Consider the following 21,824-nt stretch of genomic DNA (forward strand, 5'->3'; position numbering starts at 1 on the left):
GGGCGAGCAGCGCCCTCACGCGCAGGGAACGGTTCAACGGAGCCTCCGGCAGGCACGCCACGGCAGCGGCCCACGCAGGCCGCCGCCGTGGCGTGCCTGCCGGAGGCTCCGTTGAACCGTTCCCTGCGCGTGAGGGCGCTGCTCGCCCTCGCCGTGCTCGCCCTGTCCGTGTACGTCGCCGCCACCGTGCCGATCCGGCTCGGACTGGACCTGCGCGGCGGGACGCAGATCGTGCTCGAAACCCGCTCCACCCCCACCACCGACGCCGACAGCGCGGCCACCGACCGCACCCTGGAGGTCCTGCGTGGCCGCATCGACGCGCTCGGCGTCGCCGAACCCACCCTGGTGCGCTCCGGCGACCACCGGATCATCGTCGAACTGCCCGGTGTGCAGGACCCGAAGAAGGCCGCCGCCGTCCTGGGCCGTACCGCGCAGCTCACCTTCCACCCCGTGCTCGGCGCAGCGGACGAAGCCGACGACACCTCCCGGCCCCTGCCGAAACGGCCCCGGGAACGCGTCCTGCCCGACGAGTCCGGCACGCCGCTGCGCCTCGGGCCCTCCTCACTGACCGGCGAGGACGTCAAAGAGGCCGCCGTACGGTTCGACCAGCAGGGCGGCGCCGGATGGCACGTCACCGTCGGATTCGAGGGCGCCGGCCGCGACGGCTGGGCCGACCTGACGGGTGAGGCCGCCTGCAAGGCCCCGGGCGATCCGGCACGGCGGGTCGCCATCGTTCTCGACGACAAGGTCATCTCCTCCCCGCAGGTCGACCCGTCCCTCACCTGCGGGACCGGCATCCGCGACGGCGCCACCCGGATCACGGGCTCCTTCAGCCCCGACGAAGCCCGCGAACTCTCGCTGCTCATCAACGGCGGCGCCCTGCCCGTGCCCGTCGAGACCGTCGAGCAGCGCACCGTCGGCCCCACCCTCGGCGCGCAGGCCATCACCGCCAGTGCCTGGGCGGCGGCCATCGGCACCGCGCTGACCTCGCTGTTCATCATCGTCGTCTACCGGCTGATGGGCGGCCTGGCCGCCGTGGCCCTGGCCTGCTACGGCCTGCTCTCCTACGCCGCCCTGGCCGCCCTCGGCGCGACCCTGACGCTGCCGGGCCTGGCCGGTTTGGTGCTGGCCATCGGCATGGCCGTCGACGCCAACGTGCTGGTCTTCGAGCGGGCGCGCGAGGAGTACGCCGCCCGCAGCCGGCCCAGCATCCGCTCGTCGCTCGCGGCCGGCTTCCGCAACGCCTTGAGCGCGATCGCCGACTCCAACATCACCACGCTGATCGCGGCCGCCCTGCTGTTCTTCCTCGCGTCCGGGCCCGTGCGCGGCTTCGGCGTCACCCTCGGCATCGGAGTGCTCGCCTCCATGTTCAGCGCCCTGGTCATCAGCCGGGTGCTCGCCGAGTTCGCCGCGAGCCGCCCGGGCGTGTGCCGTCGCCCCCGTCTCACCGGCATCGCCACCATCGGCGCGGTCCGCGAGCGCCTCACCCGTCGCAACCCGCTCCTGATGCGCCGCCCTCGCCGATGGCTCGTCACCTCCGCGGCAGTGCTCGCGCTGGCCGGCTCCGGCATCGTGGTGCGCGGTGTCGACCTCGGTGTGGAGTTCACCGGGGGCCGCCTCATCGAATACACCACCAGCGCCCCCGTGGACCCCGGCCGGGCCCGTACCGCGCTCGCCGACGCCGGCTTCCCCCGGGCGGTCGTGCAGTCCTCCGGCGAGACGGGTCTGACGGTGCGTACGGATCCGCTGACCGACGCCGAGGAGGCCGAGGTCACCGGCGCCCTGCGCGACCTGGACGGCCGGGCGGACAAGGTCCGCGACGAATTGATCGGTCCCAGCCTCGGCGAGGAACTGCGCCGAGGTGCCCTGATCGCGCTGGCGGTGGCCCTCGGCGCGCAGTTCGTCTACCTCGCGGCGCGCTTCCGCTGGATGCTGGGCTCCGCCGCGGTCGTCGCTCTGCTCCACGACGTGGTCGTCCTGCTCGGGGTCTTCGCCTGGCTCGGCAAGCCGGTCGACGGGGTGTTCCTCGCCGCCCTGCTCACCGTCATCGGCTACTCCGTCAACGACTCCGTCGTCCTCTTCGACCGGGTCCGGGAGCTGACCCGGCGGGCCCCGGGGTCGCCGTTCGCCGGCACCGTGAATCAGGCGATCCTGCAGACCCTGCCCCGCACGGTGAACACCGGCATGGGTGCGGCCTTCATGCTCACCGCCCTCGCCGTGCTGGGCGGTTCCTCGCTCACGGACTTCGCCCTGGCCCTGCTCATCGGCCTCGCCGTCGGGACGTACTCCTCGGTGTTCACCGCGGCCCCGGTCGCGATCCGGCTGCACCGGCGCTTCCGCCCCGGAAAGCCGTCCCGGGAGGGCGGAGCGGTCACGAAGTGAGACGGTCCAGCGCGGCCAGGACCGGGGCCACGCCGTCCTCCCCGGCCAGCTCGCGCGCCAACTGCCGGGCACGGCCGCGGTGGTGAGGGTCGCCCGTGGCGCGGCGCAGGACGGGGGCGAGGGTGCCGGCGGTCAGGCGCCGCAGGGGGACCGCCTCCGGGGCCGTCCCCAGGGCGACCATGCGCGCCGCCCAGAAGAAGCGGAGACCGAGGGCGGCCGTGCTCGCCCCGGCCTGTCCTCCCCGACCCCTTCAGCGCCGCGGCACGCCTCTCAGGCTCCGGCCGCGCCGGCTCCCGCAGGAAGAAGGCGATCTGATGGTGCGCTGCCATGGCCACCCCCCGACGACATGAACCGTCGAGGGGGGCGAAGGTTGCCCACCTGTTCGTGGGCTGCCGCGACACCGCAACTGCGGCAAGGTGATCAGTGGTGCGGCGGTGGATCAGGACGACTGGGCGCTCTGGTAGAGGTTCTGCGCGTCCGTGCCGAAGTACGGGCCGTACATGGCGTTCGGCAGGAAGTTGTACTTGAAGCTGTTCACCGAGGACTGCAGGCCGGTCCCCGTGGCCTCGCTGAACTGGGTGAACCAGGGGCCTCCGCTGGAGCCGCCGGTCATGTTGCAGGTCAGACCGTGGTCCTTGGACAGCAGGAAGTCGCGGGTGGTGGTGCCGCTGCAGTAGATGAACTTCTCGCCGTCGTAGGGCGCGGCGGCCGGGAAGCCGAAGGAGTACATCGCCTTGTTGTAGCCGGTGTTGAAGGCCAGGCCCTGGCCACCGACGACGTCGGTCAGCTTCTGCCCGTCCAGCGGGGCGACCACGGCCGCGCCGATGTCGTAGTTGATGTCCTCACTCGCCGTCCACTGCGGCGTGGAGAGGGTCTTGGCCGCGGTCCAGGTGCCGTACGGGCGCTGCCCGTCGTGGTAGCCGGGCACGAAGACCCAGTTGGTGTGCCAGGAGCCCTCCAGCTTCACGCAGTGGCCCGCGGTGATCACCGTGCTCTTGTTGGCGCTGGTGACGGCGTTGCCGGAGCAGGACGCGGTGCGGCCCTGGTAGCTGAAGAAGACCCGTCCCGCGGTCTTGGTGACCGCTCCCCCGCCGGACCAGGGTCCGCCGCCGTGCGGGAAGGCCAGGGGGCCGGTGGCGGAGGCCGGCGCGCTGGGGGGCACGACCGCCGCCTTGCCCTTGCGGGGTGCCGGTGTCCGTACGTCGGAGCGGTCGACGGTCAGGAGGTCGAGCGGGGTGGCCTCGCGCATCCGCTGCGGGGTCCAGAAGGCCAGGGCGCGTTGCTGCGCCGAGGGGGTCGTCATGCCGTGGTCCGGTGCGGCGCTCGCCGGCGCGGTGGTGATGCCGGTGGCCAGGAGCGCGGCGACGCCGGCGAGTGCGCCGAGGACGGACCGGCGGACGCGGGTGTCGCCACCGGTCGAGCGGGCGCTGCGGGGTTTGCCCATCACGCGGTCTCCTTCTGCTGTGGGGGCCGGGTGGCGGCAGGCCGTCCACCCGGTCAGGCAGGGGTCTCACTGCGGACAGTCAGGGGCAGCGTGCCACCGGCAGACCGATATGGACAGGTGCATGTCATAACGTTGGCCGAAAGTCCACGCCTTCTCCCCGAGCGAGGGTCATGCGGGCACAGAAGAACCCGGCCTCACGAGGGAGGCCGGGTTCCGGATGCGGGGCTGGTGTCAGAGGATGGGGCCGGGGCCGCCGGTGCTGTCGCCGGGCTGGACGCGTCCGCGCCATGCGCCGGATTCCACTCCGCGCTCCTCGATGTACTGCTTGAAGCGCTTCATGTCGCCCTTCACCCGGCGGTCGATGGTGCCCATCATGTCGCCGACCTTCTCCACGGCTCCGCTGGGCTCGACCTCCATCACGAGCTCCACCCTGGTGTGGGTGTCGTCCAGGCGCTCGAAGCGGACGGAACCCCGCTGGTGGGTGTCCCCGCTGGTCGTGCGCCATGTGACCCGCTCGTCGGCCAGCTGGTCGACGATCTCCGTGTCGAACTCGCGCCGTACCCCGCCGACCTTGGTGGTCCAGTGGCTGTGGCGGTCGTCCAGTTGCCTGACCTCCTCGACGCCCTCCATGAAGTTCGGGAACTCCTCGAACTGCGTCCACTGGTTGTAGGCGGTGTGGACGGGGACATCGACTTCCACGGTTTCCTTGATGGTGCTCATCTCAATGCCTCCGAATTCACTGATCGACTGCAGGAGGCCCATCGGCCCACGCAGGTCCGGGCCCGCGAAGGGCGGGTACCCGGGAAGCCCCGGTTGCCACATCGGATGTGATCAGGAGCTGGTTCCGGCCGTTTCGGAGCGGAAGCCGCGGCCGATCTCGGGGGCCAGGGCGTGGTAGTGGCGGAAGTTGTAGATGAGCGGGCTCCAGGCGGCGGGATCGATGTACTGAGTGCCGGGGACGACGACGCGTTCGGCGGCGTGGACGCGCAGGACCTCGCACTCGACGGTGACGAAGAGGCCCGCTCCGCCCGGAGTCAGCGCGCGGGCCCGGGCCTCCAGTTGCAGGGCGCACTCGGCGACCCGCGCGGGCTTCACCAGGTCGGCGGGGGCCGGGGTGAGCCCGGCCGCGGCGAACTTGTCCCGCTCGTGCCGGTAGACCGGCCGCTTGGCCTCCGGCACGGGGTCCGCCCCGGTCAGCGGTGCGAGGCGTTCCACGTGTTCCCACAGATCGGGCGAGGCGACGTTGATCACGAGTTCCGGGCGTTCCGCGAGATTGCGCGCGGTGTGGCTCTCGCTGCCGAGCCCCAGGACGAGGTGGCGCCCCAGGGCCCACGCGGAGGAGATCGGGGCGAGGTTGCAGGTGCCGTCGGCGTTCTCGGTGGTCAGCAGGACCACGGGCGTGCCGAAGTAGAGAATGCTGGGCCGGATCACGAGGTGGGTGCGGGGCGTCATGCCTCGGGACGCTACGGGCGGGAGGCTTCGACGCCCGCCGAAGCGTCGACCGGCGAGGCTGGGCCGATGGCCGATGGCCGACCACCGGTGGCCGGTGTCGGGGCCCGCCGCGAGAGCGGTCCGGTCGCGCCCGAGCCCGCGGGTGTCAGAACCGGTCGTGCTGCTGCGGCTGCCCGTACGCCTGGCCGCTCGGGCCGCTCGTGCTCTGGGTCTGCAGGTGATCCGCCTGCTCCTTGGTCACCTTCTGTTCCGCGCCGCAGAAGGTGCACTGGGTCAGGTACTTCGTCGAGATCGGGAACAGCGGGACGAAGAACAGGGTGAACTTCGTGACGCGCTTCCTGAGCGTATGGGCGGCGGGGTTTCCGCACTGGCCGCACACCAGCGTCAGTATCGCCAGCTGGTACAGGTATCCCTTGGTGCCGAAGATGATCACGTGTCGGTCCTTCCCGGTCGGATCTTCACCCAGTGTCCTGTATCGCGGGCATGTCGGGCACGCGGACCCCTCGTTCGTGTGGAGAGCCGGGCGGCGGCTGGTCCACTCGGGTGACGGCGGACCGGGGGCCGTCAGGTGCGCCGGCACGGTTCCGCGGTGACCTCGATCTCACCCGAAACGCAGTCCGTGTCCACCGACGACCTGGGTTCCCTCGTCGTCCACTCCTGGCGGGGCACGACCCCCGACGGAACGAGGTCCCCCATCTGCTGGCCTGCTCCCTCGGAGACAGGGCGAACGGTGTCCGGAGGGCACTGCGAAGGCCATCGAGCAGTTGCTGGTCGGCGCCGGGCCGCCCCTGGGCGAGGGGCTCGTCCACGCGGCGCAGCGGCCCAGTCTGCCGGTGAGCCTGCTCGTCGTGCCCGGGCCGGCCGTCCTCACCGTGCAGCACCTCAAGTCCCAGTTCGTTCCGCCGGAGACCTGGCTGGAGACGGTCGGCGAGCTCGGCTTCGCCTACCTCATCTCCGCCACGCGGCCGTGGCCGGAGGGCGCCGAGCCCGGTGACGCCGAGGTGCTCGCCGCCTTCACCTCGGACGAGGACGCGATGGCCTCGGCGGCGCATGTCGTCCTGCCCGCCCGCAGCCTGCGCAGCTGACATGCGAAAGTACAGCCCGGGCCCCGTGTGGTGGCCCGGGCTGTGGTGTGTCCGCGGTCAGCCGGACAGGGCCGCCAGCACGACGGACTTGGCCTCCTCCTGGACCCGGCCGAGGTGGTCGGGGCCCAGGAACGACTCGGCGTAGATCTTGTAGACGTCCTCGGTGCCCGAGGGGCGGGCCGCGAACCAGGCGTTGTCCGTGGTCACCTTGATGCCGCCGATGGCCGCGCCGTTCCCGGGGGCCTCGGTGAGCACCGCGGTGACCGCGTCCCCGGCCAGGGTGTCCGCGCTGACCTGGGCCGGGGAGAGCTTGGCCAGCAGGGCCTTCTCCTCGCGGGTCGCGGGGGCGTCGATGCGGGCGTACGCCGGTTCGCCGAAGCGGGCGGTCAGCGCCGCGTAGTGCTCGGAGGGGGTCTTCCCGGTGACCGCCGTGATCTCGGAGGCGAGCAGCGCGAGGAGGATGCCGTCCTTGTCGGTGGTCCACACGGAGCCGTCCCGGCGCAGGAAGGACGCCCCGGCGGACTCCTCCCCGCCGAAGCCGATGGTGCCGCCGGCCAGTCCGTCCACGAACCACTTGAAGCCGACGGGTACCTCGACCAGCTCGCGGCCCAGGTCGGCGGCGACCCGGTCGATCATGGCGGAGGAGACCAGCGTCTTGCCGATGCCGGTGGTGGCCGGCCAGCGGTCGCGGTGGGCGTACAGGTAGGAGATGGCGACGGCCAGGTAGTGGTTGGGGTTCATCAGGCCCGCGTCCGGGGTGACGATGCCGTGCCGGTCGGCGTCGGCGTCGTTGCCGGTGGAGATCTGGAAGCGGTCGCGCTGCTCGATGAGCGAGGCCATCGCGTACGGCGACGAGCAGTCCATACGGATCTTGCCGTCCCAGTCCAGCGTCATGAACCGCCAGGTGGGGTCGGTGTGCGGGTTGACCACGGTCAGGTCGAGGCCGTGCTGTTCGGCGATGCGGCCCCAGTAGGCGACCGACGCCCCGCCGAGGGGGTCGGCGCCGATCCGGATACCGGCCGAGCGGATCGCGTCCAGGTCGAGCACGTCGGGCAGGTCGGCGACGTAGGTGCCGAGGAAGTCGTACCGGCCGGTGGTGGGTGCGGCGAGGGCACGGGCGTAGGAGACGCGCCGTACGTCCTTCAGGCCGCCCCGGATGATCTCGTTCGCCCGGTCCTGGATCCAGGAGGTCGCGTCGGAGGCGGCGGGGCCACCGCTCGGCGGGTTGTACTTGAACCCACCGTCGGCGGGCGGGTTGTGGGAGGGCGTGACGACGACGCCGTCCGCGAGGCCGGTGGTGCGGCCGCGGTTGTGGGTGAGGATGGCGTGCGAGACGGCCGGGGTGGGCGTGTAGCCGTCCGCGTCGTCGATCAGCACGGTCACCTCGTTGGCGGCGAACACCTCGAGGGCGGTCACCCGCGCGGGCTCCGAGAGGGCGTGGGTGTCGGCGCCCAGGAAGAGGGGACCGTCGATGCCCTGGCCGGCGCGGTACTCGCAGATGGCCTGGCTGGTCGCGGCGATGTGGTCGTCGTTGAACGCGGCCGCCAGGGACGATCCGCGGTGTCCGGAGGTCCCGAACGTGACGCGCTGGCCCGGGTCGTCCAGGTCGGGCCGGCGCGCGTAGTACGCGGTGACCAGCCGAGCGACATCGACGAGATCCTCGGGTCCGGCCGGACTTCCCGCTCGCTCGTGCTGCATGGGCCCGCTCCTCCGCATGGGTTGATCCTTCGCTTGCGGTCTCATCCTTCCCCGTCAGGGCGGTGACGCGCGAGGGGGGCACCCCGGTGAGGGACGGATGTGCGCCAGGCCATGATTCGGGGAGGGGCTGGGAACACGGGGAAGGCGGCGCTACGGACCACCGGAACGCCCGGTGGCGCGTCGCGCCGCCTGCTCCCCTCGTGCCGGCACGGCCCTCGCGCCGGCCGTGCTCAGATCCGCCCGCCGGTCAGACGGGTGAGGGGGCCGTGCGCGCCGCGTTCCGCGCGGCGTCCGACGGCGTAGGACGCGGCGGTCAATGCGGTCAGGCCGGCGCCGACGCCCGCGGCCACGAGCTTGCGGTGAGCGATGACCGTCCAGGCCGTCTTCGCCGTGGTCGCGACGTGACCCGAGGCCGTGACGACCGCCTGGCGGCCGGCCTCGACGCCCTTGGCCGCGGTCTGTGCGGCCGTCTTCGCGGTCTCGGCGGAGCGTTCCGCGCCGGACTTGGCGGCTGACGCCGCCTCACCGGCCTTGCCCGCGGCGCCCTTCGCCGCCTGGGACGCGGGTGCGGTGGCCTTGTCCGCCGTGCTGCGGGCCTTGGACTCCGCGGTCCGTACGGTGGTCGCCTTCTGATTCGTGCGCTTGTTCTCTTCAGTCATGGACACCGACTTGCCTCTGTCTCCGGCCGCAAACACATTCGGTCGCGCGCCGAGCGGGCAGCGGTGTGCCTGAGCACGTCGTCGGCAGGGTAGGCGCAGTACAGGCAAGCGACAGCGCGACAGGAAGGAAGGTGCGTCATGGCCGGAATGCTGGATCGCATCAAGCAGTTCGCCCGGAGCCCGCAGGGGCGGCGGGCCGTGGACCAGGCTCGGCGGGCCGCGGCCGACCCCCGCAAGCGGGCCCAGGCCCAGCGTCTGCTCGGCAAGCTCAGGGGTCGCCACTGACCGTGACGCCCGTTTCTCCCGGTATCCAACTCCCCCGCCCCGCAGGTGTGTTCATGCCCGGCTTGGGCACTTGGGTCGCATCACACACCTGAGAGGAGCTGGTTCGATGCGCAGGGCGGGGAACGGCAGGCGGGTCTGCGTCTTAGGCGTCGCCGGGGTTCTGGCGGGGACGGTGCTGGTCGGCTGCGGCGACGACGGCGACTCGGGCGACGGCACGCGGGACACCTCGGCGAAGTCGAGCGCCGGCGCCCGGGAGCAGGGCACACAGGCGGTGCGCTCGGCCTACGACAGGACGGCCGAGGAGGACACCGCCAAGGTGAAGCTGCGGGTGCAGACCTCGGCTCAGGGCGCCTCGCAGACCGCGAGCGGGCAGGGCGCGGTGGACCTGGACGACGGCGACAGCGTCATGACCCTCACGATGGAGGGGCAGCGGATCGAGCAACGCGTCGTCGACCAGGTCCTCTACCAGAAGATGCCCAAGGGCCAGGCGCCGGGCGGCAAGCCCTGGATCAAGATCGATCTGGGGAAGGTCGCCGCGCAGCAGGGCACCGGCGGCCGGTCCATGAGCGATCCGGCGCAGTCCGCGGCGTACGCCAAGGCGATCACCGACAAGGACGTGACGAAGAAGGGCTCGGCGACGGTCAACGGGGTGGAGACCACGCACTACCGCGTCTCCGTCGACGTCGCCGAGCTCCCCCAGGGCGACACCCTGCGCAAGCAGGTCGGCCCGACCCTGCCGATGGACGTCTGGCTGGACGACGAGGGCCGGATGCGCCGTCAGCAGATCGACATGACCGTGAAGGCCCCGGAGGCGAAGCAGCGATCTTCCTCCGGCGCCTCGTCCGCGCCCGAGGAGGTCACCGTGCGCACGGTCATGGACTTCACCGACTTCGGTACCGAGGTGGAGGCGGAAGCGCCGCCGGCCGGGCAGGTCACCGACATGACCGGCAAGGCGCTGGAGCAGGGCAAGGCGCAGAGCTGAGCCGAGGTCATCCGGCCGCACGGCCGCGGAGACGTCGTACGAGGTCGTCCGCGGCCTGCGGCCATTCGGGACGCTCGAAGGCGAAGCCCGCTTCGAGCAGGCGACCGGGGACGACGCGGCGGCTCTTCAGCAGCAGTTCGGTGTCCGAGCGCAGGACGAACGCGCCGATCTCCGCCATCCAGCGGGTCGCGGGCAGGCCCACCGGGACGCCTCCCGCGGCCCGCAGGGCGCGCATGAAGGCGCGTTGCGGGAGGGGCTCGGGTGCGGCGAGATTGACCGGGCCCTCGATGTCGTCCCGGGCCACCAGGAACTCGACGGCCCGGGCGAAGTCCCGGTCGTGAATCCAGGACATGTACTGGGCGCCGCCGCCCACCGGGCCGCCGAGGCCGAGCCGGGCCAGGCGCAGCAGGACGTCGAAGACGCCGCCGCGGTCCGGGCTCATCACCATGGCGGCGCGCAGGGCCACCTTCCGGGTGCGCGGGGTGCCGGCGCTCTCCTGTTCGCGCTCCCAGGCCTTGGCGATGTCGACGCTGTATCCCCAGTAACCGGGGACGCCGGGTTCGGTGCCGCCGATCACGCCGGTGCTCTCGTCGTGGGGTGCGTCGAAGCGGTGTGCGTAGATGGTCGCGGTGCTCATCTGCAGCCAGACCCGGGGCGGCCGGCCGGCCGCGGCGATCGCCTCGCCCACGGCCCGGGCGGAGTGGACCCGCGAGTCCATCATCTGCCGGAGGTTGGCGGGCGTGTAGCGGCAGTTCACGCTCCGCCCGGCCAGGTTGACCACGACGTCGCAGCCGTCGATCTCGGCCGCCCAGGGCCCCGGGGTCTCGCCGTCCCAGTGCACTTCGCCAGGTCCTGCGGGGTTCCCGCTGAGCACCACGACGTCATGTCCCGCCGCGCTCAGCGCGCGCTTCAGGACCGTGCCGACCTGCCCGGTACCGCCGGGCATCACGAACTTCATGAAGGTCTCCCCCTCGACGTATGGAAGCGACCCTAGCCGACTTTTGAACACGTTCAAAACATGGCCGAGGTGGAGGGCTCATCCTGCGCGGACGCGCCATCGGGCAAGATGGGGCGCATGAGCGTAGTCAAGATCAACGTGCTGACCGTGCCCGCCGAGCAGCGGGAGACGCTGGAGAAGCGGTTCGCCTCCCGTGCGCACGCCGTGGAGAACTCCGACGGGTTCGAGTGGTTCGAGCTGCTCCGCCCGGTGGAGGGCACCGACACCTACCTCGTCTACACGCGGTGGCGTGACGAGGAGTCGTTCCAGGCCTGGATGGAGGGGCCGATGAAGAGCGCGCACCAGGGCGGCGGCGAGGGCGGCGAACGGCCCAAGCCCGCGGCGAGCGGTTCCACGCTGTGGTCCTTCGAGGTGGTGCAGCAGGCGGGGCCGAAGGAGGCCTGACCTACGGCGCGACGCACGAGGTCCCCCGCGCCGCACGGCGCGGGGGACCTCGTGCGTGACGGCCCTGCCGGCGCTCAGGTGCGCCCGGCGCCCCCGCGCGTGACGACCGCGCCAGGGCTCAGGTGCGCCCGGAGCGCGTGGGCACGGCGGTGCGGCCGACCGCGGCGGCCAGTTTGCGCAGCCGGCGCCAGTCGAGACGCGGGGGCGCCTCGGGGACTCCGGGGCGGTCGCGGGGCACCCGGACGCGCAGGGCTCGGCGCGCGATGCGGCAGTGGACGGGGGCGGGCATGGTGAGCGCCTCTCCGTCGAGACCGACTTCCAGCTGCGGTTCATCGGCATCGACGACGACGTGCTGGGCGGTGAGCACGGTGAGCCCCTCCGGGCGCGGGGACAGCAGGAGTTCGGCGGCTTCCACGGCGCTGTCCACGCGGACGGCGAGCACGCCCAGCCGCCCGGAGTTGAGCCGCTCGCGCCGGCCGAAGCCGAAGGGGTCGTCCATGCGGTAGGCGTTGTTGCTGACCAGGATCGCCTGCGGGTCGGCGACGGTGATGCCGTCGGCGGTGGCGGTCAGGCGCGGCCCGCTCTGCCGGGTGAGCAGGTCGGGCAGCCGCTCCAGGGCCGCGCCCACTTTGTCCTCGCGGTAGCCGGGGCTCTGGACGACGGCCCCGTACACGCCGAACGAGGCGTTGTTGACGAACGGGCGGTCGTCGGCGAACCCGAGGTCGACACGGAGTTCCACACCGTCGGTGAGGGCGTCGAGACAGGTGGCGGGGTCGTCCCGGTCCAGGCCCAGGTCCATGGCGAAGTGGTTGCGCGTACCCGCGGCGATGACGAGGAACGGCAGGCCGTGCTCCGCGGCGACGGCGGCGACCAGGGCCTGGGTGCCGTCGCCGCCCGCGACGCCCAGGAGGTCGGCCCCGTCGGCGACGGCGGCCTTGGCCAGGGCGGTGACGTCCTGCTGCTGGTCCGGGTCGAGCAGGACGACCCGGGCCCCCAGCGACTCGGCCTTCTCCTGCAGGTTGAACTTCTCGACCTTGCCGCCGCCGGAGCGGGGGTTGAGCAGCAGGAAGGGACGCAGCGGCGGCGGTGTGCGGTACTCCTTGACCCGAACGGTCCGCAGGCCCGTGCTGCGCAGGGCGTAGCGCCCGCTCCAGACCGCCCCGCACCACAGGAGCAGGGAGACGAAGACCACCCAGAGCAGATTCGCGGTGGCGAAGAGGGTGATGAGGCCGACGGGCGCGACGACGGCCAGCGCGGCCGACGCGATGCGGACCACTCCCCGCCGGGACAGCACCCACCAGAGCGCGGCCGCGGTCAGGGCGAGTCCCGCGAGGCCCGCCACGAGCAGGAGCAGTCCTCGCAGGCCGCCGGAGACGAGCGGCAGCAACGCCGCCAGCGCGGCCGCGGCCAGGGCGCCCCGGGCGGCCCACCTCTGCCGGCGGTGAAACCGCTCGTCCATCGCCGATCCCATGTCGTCCTCCGCTCGAGGGCCGGCGCGGGCGGGCTCCCGCGGACCGTGCCCCGCCGTGACCATGGTGCCTGCCGACACGTCGGCTCTGCCACCACCATCCTGGATGGCTCCCCCGCCGCACCCGTCAGACGTGAAGATCTCTCGGGGCGGCGCCATCGGTAGCGTACGCGGCTTTGCCGACGCGGTTCCGCGCACCGGGGCACATCCGCACGCCACCTCACCTCACTAGATCCCAAGCACTCTTGACCTGGTGAGTCTCATTACGCAACTCTGTGGACCACAGTCCCTGTCGACGAGGAGGCCGCACACGATGGAGTGGACGGGCGCGCGGTACGCGGACCAACCGACGGTCGAGGTGACGACGTGGGTCGCCGCCCCGCCGGGGAGGGTGTGGACGCTGGTGTCGGATGTGACGCGGATGCCGGAGATGAGCGAGGAACTGCTGTCGGCGCGGTGGGCGGAGGGTGCGTCCGGGCCGGCCGTGGGGGCCCGGTTCGTCGGCCGGAGCAGGCACGAGCGGTTCGGGGAGTGGGAGACGACGTCGACGGTCGTCGCGTGCGATCCGGAGCGGGAGTTCGCCTGGGCGGTCGGGGACCCGGCGGAACCCAGTGCCGTCTGGCGGTTCGGGCTCGAGCCGAAGGACGGCGGAACCGCGTTGTCGCAGTGGATGCGGATGGGGCCCGGCCGTTCGGGGCTGTCGTTCGCGATCGATGCCATGCCGGAGAAGGAGCAGAAGATCGTGTTCGTGAGGCTGCGGGAGTTCGAGCGGGGCATGACCGCGACGCTGGAGCACATCAGGCAGCGGGCGGAGGCGTGATGCGCGCGGCGACCACCGTCGAGGCGGCGGCTCTCGGTTCCTGGTCCCGGCAGGCCGACTTCGTGATGGAGGCCGAGAAGCTGGGGCTCGACGTCTGCTGGGTGGCCGAGGCCTGGGGTTCGGACGCTCCGTCCGCCCTGGGCTTCTACGCCGCCCGTACGGAGCGGATGCTGCTCGGCTCGGGAGTCATGCAGATCGGCACACGCACGCCGGTCGCCCTCGCGCAGACGGCGATCACGCTGTCCAACCTGTCCGGCGGCCGGTTCCTGCTGGGGCTCGGCCCGTCCGGGCCGCAGGTGATGGAGGGCCTGCACGGGGTGCCGTTCGCCCGCCCTCTGGCGCGGATGCGGGAGACGGTGGAGATCGTGCGGCAGGTCGTCGCAGGCGGCAAAGTCTCCTACAGCGGCTCGGAGTTCGGCATTCCACTGCCCGGCGGGGAGGCGGTGCCGATGCGCCTGTCCATGCGCGCCGAGCATCCCGTGCCCGTCTATCTGGCCGCGCTGTCCCCCGCCATGCTCCGCCTGACCGGCCAGGTCGCGGACGGCTGGCTCGGCACGAGCTTCGTCCCCGAGGGCGCTGCGGAGGCCTACTTCGCTCCCCTGGACGAGGGTCTGGCCGCCGCCGGCCGTGAGCGTGCCGGGTTCGACGTCTGCCAGGGCGCCGAGGTCGCGTTCGCCCGGGACGAGGAGGCGCTGGCGGCCATGGTCGCCGGACGGAAGAAGGAACTCGCCTTCAGCCTGGGCGGCATGGGTTCCGCGTCGACCAACTTCTACAACCGGGCCTACAGCCGGCAGGGCTGGGCCGACATCGCGGCGGAGGTACGCCGGCGCTGGCAGGGGGGCGACCGGGACGGTGCGGCTTCTCTGGTGACCGACGAGATGGTGCTGGCCACCACCCTCATCGGCACGGAGGAGATGATCCGGCGGCGCCTGCGCGTCTGGCGCGACGCCGGGGTGGACACGGTTCGCCTCTACCCGGCCGGAGACACCCTCGACGACCGGCTCGACACCCTCGGCAGGGCGATCGAGCTGGTCCACGAGACGTAGCACCCAGGCCGACGGGTAAGCTCCCCTGCTGATCATCGGCCGACACGATCAACAGGGGGGCTCCGTGCGGGCCATGGCTTCCGTGACGACGACCGCGCTCTGCCTGCTGGCGAGCGCGGCGCTGGCCGGGTGCGGGGCCGGCGGCACCGACGAGGACAGATCCGCCGGTGACATCCTCGACGAGGCCAACGCCAGGATGCGGAAGCTGGATTCCGTCACCGTCGACATCACCAACCGCACCACGAGCAGCGGCACGGTCACCAGCCGCCTCGTGACCGACCTGGACAGCCGGTGCCGGTCGAGGACGACCTGGTCCAAGGGCGGCACGTTGGAGCAGATCCGCCTGGACGAGACCGACTACGTCCGTCCGGACCGGGCCTACCTGCGGAAGTGGAAGAACAAGCCGGGTGTCACCGGCGAGCAGAGGCTCTGGGTGAAGACCCCCGTGAAGCAGGGCGCCGCGGGCGGCAACGGACTCACCTCCTGCGAACGGCCCTTCGACTCGTTCGGAACGGCGAAGAAGGGCGGATCCGCGCGTGTCGGAGACATCGAGGCCATCGAACTGATCGTCACCGACAAGGCGGACAAGGAAGGGACGTACACCTTCTACGTGGCCCGGGAGGGCGAGCCGTATCTGCTGAAGACGGTCTACAAGAGCGCCGCACAGCAGACCACGACGGCGTTCAGCGGTTTCGACGAGCCGCTCGACGTACGGGCGCCGAAGCCGGGTGAGGTGCTGAGCGCGGGCGACTGAGCACCGCGACTGAACACCCCCTCGGCGGCAGCGCTTTCCGTTGGATTTCCGGTGGCAACCGGCCGAGGGGGACGAATCGTCACACCAGGGCTTGACGGGGTGGAGTCGGGCTCGGCCTACTGGAAGGCGCAGCCGGCCGTGTCGGGGGGCCTGTCCGGCGTCGGCCCTGGGGTCGAGTCCACTTCGTGCTCCCCCGCCGGAACGCAGGTCAGGGGTCTGATGGTGCGGCGTCGCTGGGCAACGGTGGTGGGTCTGGTGGCCTGCCTGTTGTTGCTGCAGCTCGTCGTCCCGGGGCTCACGGGCGAGGGGCGCGCGGCAGTCGTGGCCGCGGTGGCGCCGGACGCGGTGTGGAGTGCCGGGGCCGAAGGGGCCAAAGAGGCCGAGGAGCCGTGCCCGTGCGAGGAGGAGCCGTCCGGGCGGCAGTTCGCGGCGCGGACGCCGCGGGCGGCGGGGGCGGCCGGGGTGAACCCTGTGGTGACCGGGGCGGCCGTGCCGGGCCGGGACGGGCCGGACCTCCGTGCGGCGGGAACGGGACCGTGTCCGGGGGCGGTCGGATCCGCCCCGAGCGCTGCGCGGTTGCAGACGTTTCGCTGCTGAGTGACGGCAGTACCGACAACGGCCTGCGCCGTGCGGCCCGAGTACTGCCCTGGTGCCGAATCGCGGTGATCTGCAGGCCTTCGTGTGTCCCCGTGCCGATGACACAGGAGGCAGAGTTGCCTGGAAAGCGCGTTCTCGTTCTGCGGCCGGACGAACTCGGCCCGAACGAGCAGAAGATGTGGCGGGAGATCCGGACGGAGTCCGGCGCCCCGGCGAATCCCTTTCTCGATCCGGCGTTCACCGTGGCGGTGGGGCAGGTCAGGCCGGGAGCCAGAGTGGCGGTGCTGCTGGACGACGGCTCCTCCGTGGGGTTCTTCCCGTACGAGGTGGGGGTGTTGGGGCGGGGCCGGGCCATCGGCCTGGGGGTGTCCGACAGTCAGGGGGCCGTGCTGCGTCCGGGGATCCGGCTGGACGCCCGCCGGCTGTTACGGGTCTGCGGGCTGTCGTCCTGGGAGTTCGACAATCTGGAAGCCGGTCAGGAGGTGTTCGTGTCGCACGCGGTCGAGGAGCTCGCCTCCCCGGTCGTCGACATCGGCGAGGGCTTCGAGGCGTACACGCGGCGGCTGCGGGCGCAGTCGGCGGGATTCCTCAGACAGACCCTGGCCAAGGAGCGCAAGCTGGTCCGGCAGGTCGGCCCGGTGCGGTTCGTGTACGACGCCCGGGACCCGGCCGCGCTGCGGGCGCTGATGCAGTGGAAATCGGCGCAGTACCGGCGGACCGGTCGGCGGGACCGGTTCGCGCAGGAGTGGATCGCCCGGCTGGTGGGGCTGCTCGGGAAGAGCGAGGAACCGGAGTGCCGCGGCGTGCTGTCCGTGCTGTATGCCGCGGACCGGCCCGTCGCCGCGCACTTCGGGCTGCGCTCGCGCACCGTGCTGTCCTGGTGGTTCCCGGCCTACGACCGCGCGTACGCCAAGTACTCCCCCGGTCTCGTGCTGCAGTTGAGGATGCTGGAGGCCGCGGCGGCCGACGGCGTCCAGACCGTCGACCTGGGGAGCGGCCCGGCCCGCTACAAGGAGTCGCTCAAGACCCGCGACCTGCGGGTGTACGAAGGCGCGGTGGTACGGCCGGTGCCGGGCGGAGCGGCCCACTGGCTGGGCCGGGAGCCCGCCCGGGCCGCCCGCCGCTTCGTACGCAACCGGCCCCGCCTGGCCGGCGCGGCGGTGCGGACACTGGAGGAACTGGGCCGGTTGCGCGGCGGCTGAGGCGGGACCACCGCCGTGCGACCGGCCCGTGGTCCGCGCCTCCCGCCGCGCCGCAGGCGCCCGGTCGGTGGGCCGTGGCCCCAGCGCTCGGCCTGGAGGCCGTCGCCCCGGCACCCGGTCCGCGGGCCGTGGCCCCGGCGCTCGGCCCGGAGGTCGTGGCCCCGGCGCTCAGGCCATGGAGGGCGACTCCGGCCCCCGGTCCGCGGGCCGTGGCCCCGACGCTCGGCCCGGAGGCCGGTGGCCCCGGCACCCGGCCCGGAGGCCGTGGCCCCCGGGCGCTCGGGCCACGGAGGGCGACACCGGCACCCGGCCCATGGGCCGAGGCGCCAGCGCTCGGCTCATGGACCGCGCCCCCGGGGGTCCGCCCCGTAGACCGTGACCCCGGCTCCCGCCCGGGGCCCCGGCGCCCGGCCCATGGAGCCGGGCGCCGCGTGTCAGCCCGTGGCTGTCCAGCTGTGGGCGACGTCCACGATGACGCGGTCGTCGAGCTGCTGCACGCGGAAGGGCAGTCGGGCGCGGACGCCGAGGCCGATCTGGGTCTCGCCCTCGAAGCTGCCTGCGAACCGGGTGTCCCGGAAGGTGCGGTAACCCGTGAGGTCCACGCCCGGCAGCGGGCGTGCCACCCGGCCCGGGTACGTGGCCGCGCCGGTCTCCGGGTCGTACGCGGGCGCGGACACCCGGACCTCGATGACGGCGCCGCCGGCCACCGGTATCTGGCGGCCCGAGCCGTCCTGGTAGAGCCGGTCGACGTACTGCACCCGGTAGCCGACGCCGCTGCCCGCGCCGGGCACGTCGACGACCATCCGGTCGAAGCAGGTGTGCCGGCCGGTCCTGACGTTCGTCAGCGGAGCGACCGTGGCGCCGGCGTCGGTCTTGGCGAGGCTTCCCCAGCCGGTCGGACACGCCGTGGCGCGGGTGGTGGACTGCGCGCCGGCCGGTGCGGCACCGGCCGGGACGGCCGCCACACCCACCGTGGCGCCCACGAGTGCGAGAGTCGCGCATGCTGTTCTGATTCGTACCATTGCCGCCCCCGAGGCTTGCATTCTGCTGGTATCGGGTGAGACGGCCGGGCGGACCGAAAGGTTGCACTTACCGCGCCGGACCGACGACCATGGCACATCCTGGTGGGGAGCGATTGATGTCCGGTGCGTCCGTACCGGGAGGACGCGACATGGATGAGGCAGCCGCCATACCGGACGGGCCGCGGTCAGCCGCCGGCCGGAGCCGGGACGGGGCCGGCGGCCGGGTTCCGGGCGGGGACACGAGCCGGATCGAGGATGCCCTCACGGCCCCGCTGGTGGAAGCCGTACGGGATCTCGACGGCTACGGCGGCCTGGTCTATCTGCGCTCCCGCGACCGGCGCTCGCTCGTGCTCGCCATGGTCACCGGCGTGCCCCGCTCGCTGCTCAAGAGCTGGTGGCGGGTGCCGGTGGGCGGTGCCCTGCCGATGGCGGAGGCCTACCGGCGCGACGAAACGCTGTGGCTGCCGGACGAGCGGGCCACCATGGTGCGCTTCCCGCACTTCACCGCCGGACTGCCCTACTCCTTCGGCTCCGCCTACCAGCCCGTCCGGGCCGGCGGCGAGGCCGTGGGCGTCCTGGTCGTCCTGCGCTCGGCGGCCCGGCCACCGATGGAGGCGGAGGCGGTGGATCTCGCGCTGCGCCCCGCGGAACGGGTCATGGAGGAGCGCCTCGACCACCTCGCCGCCCGGCCGGGCCCGGACGCCGCCCCCTGCCGCGTCGAGTACGACGACGAGCCGATCAGCGTCCGGCTGCCCACCTCCGCCGCCCGCCCGGTCCAGGTCGGGCTCATCGACTGGGATCTGGACAGCGACCGGTGCGCGGCGGACGACGAGGCCCTCGAACTGCTGGGGATCGACCGGGCGGACCACGGCGGTGCCATCGAGGACGTGGAGGCCCGGGTCCACCCCGACGACCTGCACGAACTGCGGGAGAGCCGGTACGACGCCCTGGCCGACGGCCGGGTCAGGTCGCGGCACTTCCGGGTGCGGGACGAGTCCCGGGGCGAGGGACAGGCCGGATACCGACCGGTCGAGCTGTGGGGCCACCTCGTGCACGGCGGCACCGGCTCCGCGCGGATCCTGGTGGGCGCCCTCGTCGACGCGGGCGGCGGGCTCACCGCGGCCGAAGCGGCCGAGCGGCTGCCCGACGGGCTCTTCTCGCTGGACCAGGACGGCCGCCTGACGTACGCCAACCGCCGCTGCGAGGAGTTGCTGGGCTCCGGCCGCGAAGACCTCTTCGGCCGCTATCCGTGGGAGGTGATCACCTGGCTCCGGGATCCCGCCTACGAGGACCGCTACCGGGCGGCGATGCTGTCGCAGGAGCAGGTGTCCTTCCTCGTGCGGCGTCCCGACGGGAACTGGCTGAGCTTCGTGCTGTACCCGGACGTGCACGGGCTGACCGGCCGGGTCTACCCGACCGGGCCGCCGCCCACCGGGTCCGAGCAGGGGCCGGAGGCCGGCACCGCCTCCGGGCCCGGCCTCACGGCCGCCGCGCCGCCGCCCGGGCCGGTGGCCGCCGCGCGGGCCGGCGCCCTGTACCACGTGGTGCAGATGGCGAGCGTGCTCACCGAGGCGGTCACCGTGCAGGACGTCTGCCGGGCCGTGTCCGAGCAGCTGCTGCCCGCCTTCGGCGCCCGGGAACTCGCCCTGTACACCGTCCGCGACGGCCGGATGTATCTGCTCTGGGAGTCGGGCTACCCGGAGGGCTTCCTCACCCCCTTCGAAGGCGTCACCCTCGACACGCAACTGCCCGGCGTCCACGCGCTGACCACGCGGCTCCCCCTGTTCTTCGACTCGCCCGAGGACCTGTCCGTCGCCTATCCGGGCATCACCCTGGACCGTATGCAGGCCTGGGCGTTCCTGCCGCTGATCGCCTCCGGCCACCCCGTCGGCTCCTGCATCCTCGGCTGGGACACTCCGCACCGGTTCACCCCCGACGAGCGCTCCGCCCTCACTGCGCTGAGCGGCCTGGCCGCCCAGGCGCTGGAGCGGGCGCGTCTCTACGACGCGGAGTCCGCCGTCGCCCGCGGCCTCCAGGAGGGGCTGCTGCCGCACCGGCTGCCCGCCGTCGAGGGCCTGCGCACCACCGGCCGCTATCTGCCAGGTACGCAGGGCATGGCGATCGGCGGCGACTGGTACGACGTGATCACTACCGGCCGTGGCGTGGCCCTGGTCATCGGGGACGTCGAGGGCCACAGTGTCGGCGCCGCCGCCGTGATGGGGCAGTTGCGCAGTGCGGTGCACGCCTTCGCCGCGAGCGAGCGGCCGCCGCAGGAGGTCATCACGCACACCAACCGGCTGCTGACCGAGCTGGAGTCGGACGTCTTCGCCACCTGCTGCTACATCGAACTCGACCCGGCCACCGGACGCGCCCTCGCGGTGCGGGCCGGCCATCCCCCGCCGCTGCTGCGCCACCCCGACGGGCGGGCCGAGACACTGGATCTCGTGGGCGGCGTCATGCTGGGCGTGCAGCCCGACTCTGTGTACCCCGTCACGGCACTCACCCTGGCCCCGGGCAGCGTTCTCGCCCTGTACACCGACGGGTTGGTGGAACGGCCGGGCGACGACATCGAGACGGGCATCGACGCGGTACGGCGCCGCCTGTCCGAAACCCCGGCGGACTCGGTGGAGCATCTCGCCGACCGGTTGGTGGGGACGGCCCGCCGGGCCCGGGAGCGGCCGGACGACGTGGCGCTGCTGCTGACGGCGTACCGGTGATTGCGGCGCCAGGCACCGGGCATGCTGCCCGGGCACCCGGCCGAGTGGACGAACGGACGTACGAAACGGCGCGGAGTACGGTGGGCGGGACCGAGCAGGGCGGTGGTTGCGGTGGAGTGGCAGCGGTACGCCGAGCAGATGGCGGTGCTGGCCCGGGATCTGGCCGGGCGGGGTTCGGTGCAGGCGACGCTGGACGCGATCTCGTCATCGGCGGTGAAGGTGATCGAGGGCTGCGACGCGGCGGGGATCCTGACGGTCTCGAAGGGCAGGGCCGAGACGCTGGCCGTGTGCGGCGACTTCGTCGCCGAGTCGGACCGGTTGCAGGGCCGGTTCCGTGAGGGGCCGTGTTTCGACGCCGCCCGTCGCGTGGACGGGGAGCGGCTGTTCCGGATCGCCGACATGACCCGGCCGCAGCCGTCCTGGCCTCACTACAGCCGGGCGGCCCGGGAGCTCGGGATCGGCAGCATGACCGGCGTTCTGCTCTACACCCACGAGGAGGACTTCGGCGCGCTGAACCTCTACTCGCGAACCCCCGGGGCGTTCGGCGAGGACATCGAGGCCGCGGGGTGGCTGCTCGCCTCGCACGCCGCCGTGGCCCTGGCGACCGCCCGTACCATCGACCAGCTCGAAGGCGCCCTGGACACCCGGCACGCCATCGGTGAGGCCATGGGAATCCTGATGGAACGCCACCGGATGAGCGAGGACGAGGCGTTCGGCGTGCTGCGGCACATCTCCCAGGACCACAACCTCAAGCTGCGCGACGTGGCTCAGCGGGTCCGCGCGGACCAGCCCGACCAGGTCTGAGGGCC

General features: G+C 72.8%; 20 protein-coding genes and 1 pseudogene. 11 read left to right on the plus strand and 10 right to left on the minus strand.

The annotated features are described in order from the left end of the window. Positions 1 to 111 precede the first annotated feature (111 nt). The gene (secD, locus tag K4G64_RS03795; RefSeq protein WP_221754577.1) at positions 112 to 2,382 is read left to right on the plus strand and encodes a protein translocase subunit SecD; all 2,271 of its coding nucleotides are present in this window, start codon (positions 112 to 114) and stop codon (positions 2,380 to 2,382) included. Here secD and K4G64_RS03800 read toward each other — a convergent pair. From K4G64_RS03800 to K4G64_RS03820, 5 genes and pseudogenes are all read right to left on the minus strand, one after another. Further along, positions 2,372 to 2,614, minus strand: a pseudogene (locus K4G64_RS03800) (glycosyltransferase); the annotation flags it as partial. The gene secD and the pseudogene K4G64_RS03800 sit on opposite strands and share 11 nt — an antisense overlap. Before the next feature lie 207 nt (positions 2,615 to 2,821). Then, a complete protein-coding gene (locus K4G64_RS03805; protein ID WP_221754579.1) occupies positions 2,822 to 3,826 on the minus strand; it encodes a serine protease in 1,005 nt (334 codons plus the stop codon). Between the two features lie 231 nt (positions 3,827 to 4,057). Continuing rightward, positions 4,058 to 4,546, minus strand: a complete 489-nt coding sequence (locus K4G64_RS03810; protein ID WP_221754580.1) for an SRPBCC family protein — start codon at positions 4,544 to 4,546, stop codon at positions 4,058 to 4,060. Between the two features lie 111 nt (positions 4,547 to 4,657). Next, positions 4,658 to 5,278: a flavin reductase family protein gene (locus tag K4G64_RS03815; RefSeq protein ID WP_221754581.1), complete on the minus strand. Its 621-nt coding sequence runs from the start codon at positions 5,276 to 5,278 to the stop codon at positions 4,658 to 4,660. Positions 5,279 to 5,423: 145 nt separating this feature from the next. Beyond that, positions 5,424 to 5,711, minus strand: a complete 288-nt coding sequence (locus K4G64_RS03820) for a zinc-ribbon domain-containing protein (RefSeq protein WP_221754582.1) — start codon at positions 5,709 to 5,711, stop codon at positions 5,424 to 5,426. Positions 5,712 to 6,042: 331 nt separating this feature from the next. Here K4G64_RS03820 and K4G64_RS03825 point away from each other — a divergent pair, with 331 nt between their 5' ends. Further along, complete coding sequence (locus K4G64_RS03825) at positions 6,043 to 6,363, plus strand: DUF5949 family protein (RefSeq protein WP_308122211.1); 321 nt, start codon at positions 6,043 to 6,045, stop codon at positions 6,361 to 6,363. Between the two features lie 57 nt (positions 6,364 to 6,420). Here the strand turns inward: K4G64_RS03825 and pgm are convergent, their stop codons facing one another. Both pgm and K4G64_RS03835 read right to left on the minus strand, forming a co-directional pair. Continuing rightward, complete coding sequence (pgm, locus tag K4G64_RS03830) at positions 6,421 to 8,061, minus strand: phosphoglucomutase (alpha-D-glucose-1,6-bisphosphate-dependent) (protein ID WP_221754583.1); 1,641 nt, start codon at positions 8,059 to 8,061, stop codon at positions 6,421 to 6,423. Between the two features lie 230 nt (positions 8,062 to 8,291). Then, positions 8,292 to 8,720, minus strand: a complete 429-nt coding sequence (locus K4G64_RS03835; RefSeq protein ID WP_221754584.1) for a hypothetical protein — start codon at positions 8,718 to 8,720, stop codon at positions 8,292 to 8,294. Positions 8,721 to 8,858: 138 nt separating this feature from the next. Here K4G64_RS03835 and K4G64_RS03840 point away from each other — a divergent pair, with 138 nt between their 5' ends. Both K4G64_RS03840 and K4G64_RS03845 read left to right on the plus strand, forming a co-directional pair. Then, positions 8,859 to 9,005, plus strand: coding sequence for a hypothetical protein (locus tag K4G64_RS03840; protein WP_179878731.1), 147 nt, complete (start codon positions 8,859 to 8,861; stop codon positions 9,003 to 9,005). 106 nt (positions 9,006 to 9,111) lie between these two features. Beyond that, positions 9,112 to 9,987, plus strand: a complete 876-nt coding sequence (locus tag K4G64_RS03845; RefSeq protein WP_221754585.1) for a hypothetical protein — start codon at positions 9,112 to 9,114, stop codon at positions 9,985 to 9,987. Between the two features lie 7 nt (positions 9,988 to 9,994). Here the strand turns inward: K4G64_RS03845 and K4G64_RS03850 are convergent, their stop codons facing one another. Then, positions 9,995 to 10,945, minus strand: coding sequence for a DUF1731 domain-containing protein (locus K4G64_RS03850; protein WP_221754586.1), 951 nt, complete (start codon positions 10,943 to 10,945; stop codon positions 9,995 to 9,997). Positions 10,946 to 11,062: 117 nt separating this feature from the next. Here K4G64_RS03850 and K4G64_RS03855 point away from each other — a divergent pair, with 117 nt between their 5' ends. Then, positions 11,063 to 11,389, plus strand: coding sequence for an antibiotic biosynthesis monooxygenase (locus K4G64_RS03855; protein WP_031113632.1), 327 nt, complete (start codon positions 11,063 to 11,065; stop codon positions 11,387 to 11,389). Between the two features lie 118 nt (positions 11,390 to 11,507). On the opposite strand, the gene K4G64_RS03860 is transcribed toward K4G64_RS03855, so the two are convergent. Beyond that, on the minus strand, positions 11,508 to 12,860 hold the full coding sequence (locus tag K4G64_RS03860; RefSeq protein ID WP_221754587.1) for a diacylglycerol kinase family protein: 1,353 nt from the start codon (positions 12,858 to 12,860) through the stop codon (positions 11,508 to 11,510). A gap of 310 nt (positions 12,861 to 13,170) precedes the next feature. Between K4G64_RS03860 and K4G64_RS03865 the strand changes: the two genes are divergently transcribed. From K4G64_RS03865 to K4G64_RS03880, 4 genes are all read left to right on the plus strand, one after another. Further along, a complete protein-coding gene (locus K4G64_RS03865; protein ID WP_221754588.1) occupies positions 13,171 to 13,677 on the plus strand; it encodes an SRPBCC family protein in 507 nt (168 codons plus the stop codon). Further along, positions 13,677 to 14,723, plus strand: a complete 1,047-nt coding sequence (locus K4G64_RS03870) for an LLM class flavin-dependent oxidoreductase (protein WP_221754589.1) — start codon at positions 13,677 to 13,679, stop codon at positions 14,721 to 14,723. Before K4G64_RS03865 ends, K4G64_RS03870 begins: the two co-directional genes overlap by 1 nt. 73 nt (positions 14,724 to 14,796) lie before the next feature. After that, a complete protein-coding gene (locus K4G64_RS03875) occupies positions 14,797 to 15,477 on the plus strand; it encodes a hypothetical protein (RefSeq protein ID WP_221754590.1) in 681 nt (226 codons plus the stop codon). A 695-nt stretch (positions 15,478 to 16,172) separates the two neighbouring features. Further along, complete coding sequence (locus K4G64_RS03880; protein ID WP_221754591.1) at positions 16,173 to 17,276, plus strand: GNAT family N-acetyltransferase; 1,104 nt, start codon at positions 16,173 to 16,175, stop codon at positions 17,274 to 17,276. Positions 17,277 to 17,710: 434 nt separating this feature from the next. Here the strand turns inward: K4G64_RS03880 and K4G64_RS03885 are convergent, their stop codons facing one another. Beyond that, positions 17,711 to 18,298, minus strand: a complete 588-nt coding sequence (locus tag K4G64_RS03885; protein WP_221754592.1) for a hypothetical protein — start codon at positions 18,296 to 18,298, stop codon at positions 17,711 to 17,713. A 149-nt stretch (positions 18,299 to 18,447) separates the two neighbouring features. Here K4G64_RS03885 and K4G64_RS03890 point away from each other — a divergent pair, with 149 nt between their 5' ends. Further along, positions 18,448 to 21,015, plus strand: coding sequence for a SpoIIE family protein phosphatase (locus K4G64_RS03890; RefSeq protein WP_221754593.1), 2,568 nt, complete (start codon positions 18,448 to 18,450; stop codon positions 21,013 to 21,015). Between the two features lie 138 nt (positions 21,016 to 21,153). After that, entirely contained in the window at positions 21,154 to 21,819 is a 666-nt protein-coding gene (locus K4G64_RS03895; protein ID WP_260459983.1) for a GAF and ANTAR domain-containing protein, read from the plus strand. Positions 21,820 to 21,824 lie beyond the last annotated feature (5 nt).

This window comes from Streptomyces sp. WAC04114 (assembly GCF_019733245.1).
GTDB classification, from domain to species: Bacteria; Actinomycetota; Actinomycetes; order Streptomycetales; family Streptomycetaceae; genus Streptomyces; species Streptomyces massasporeus_A.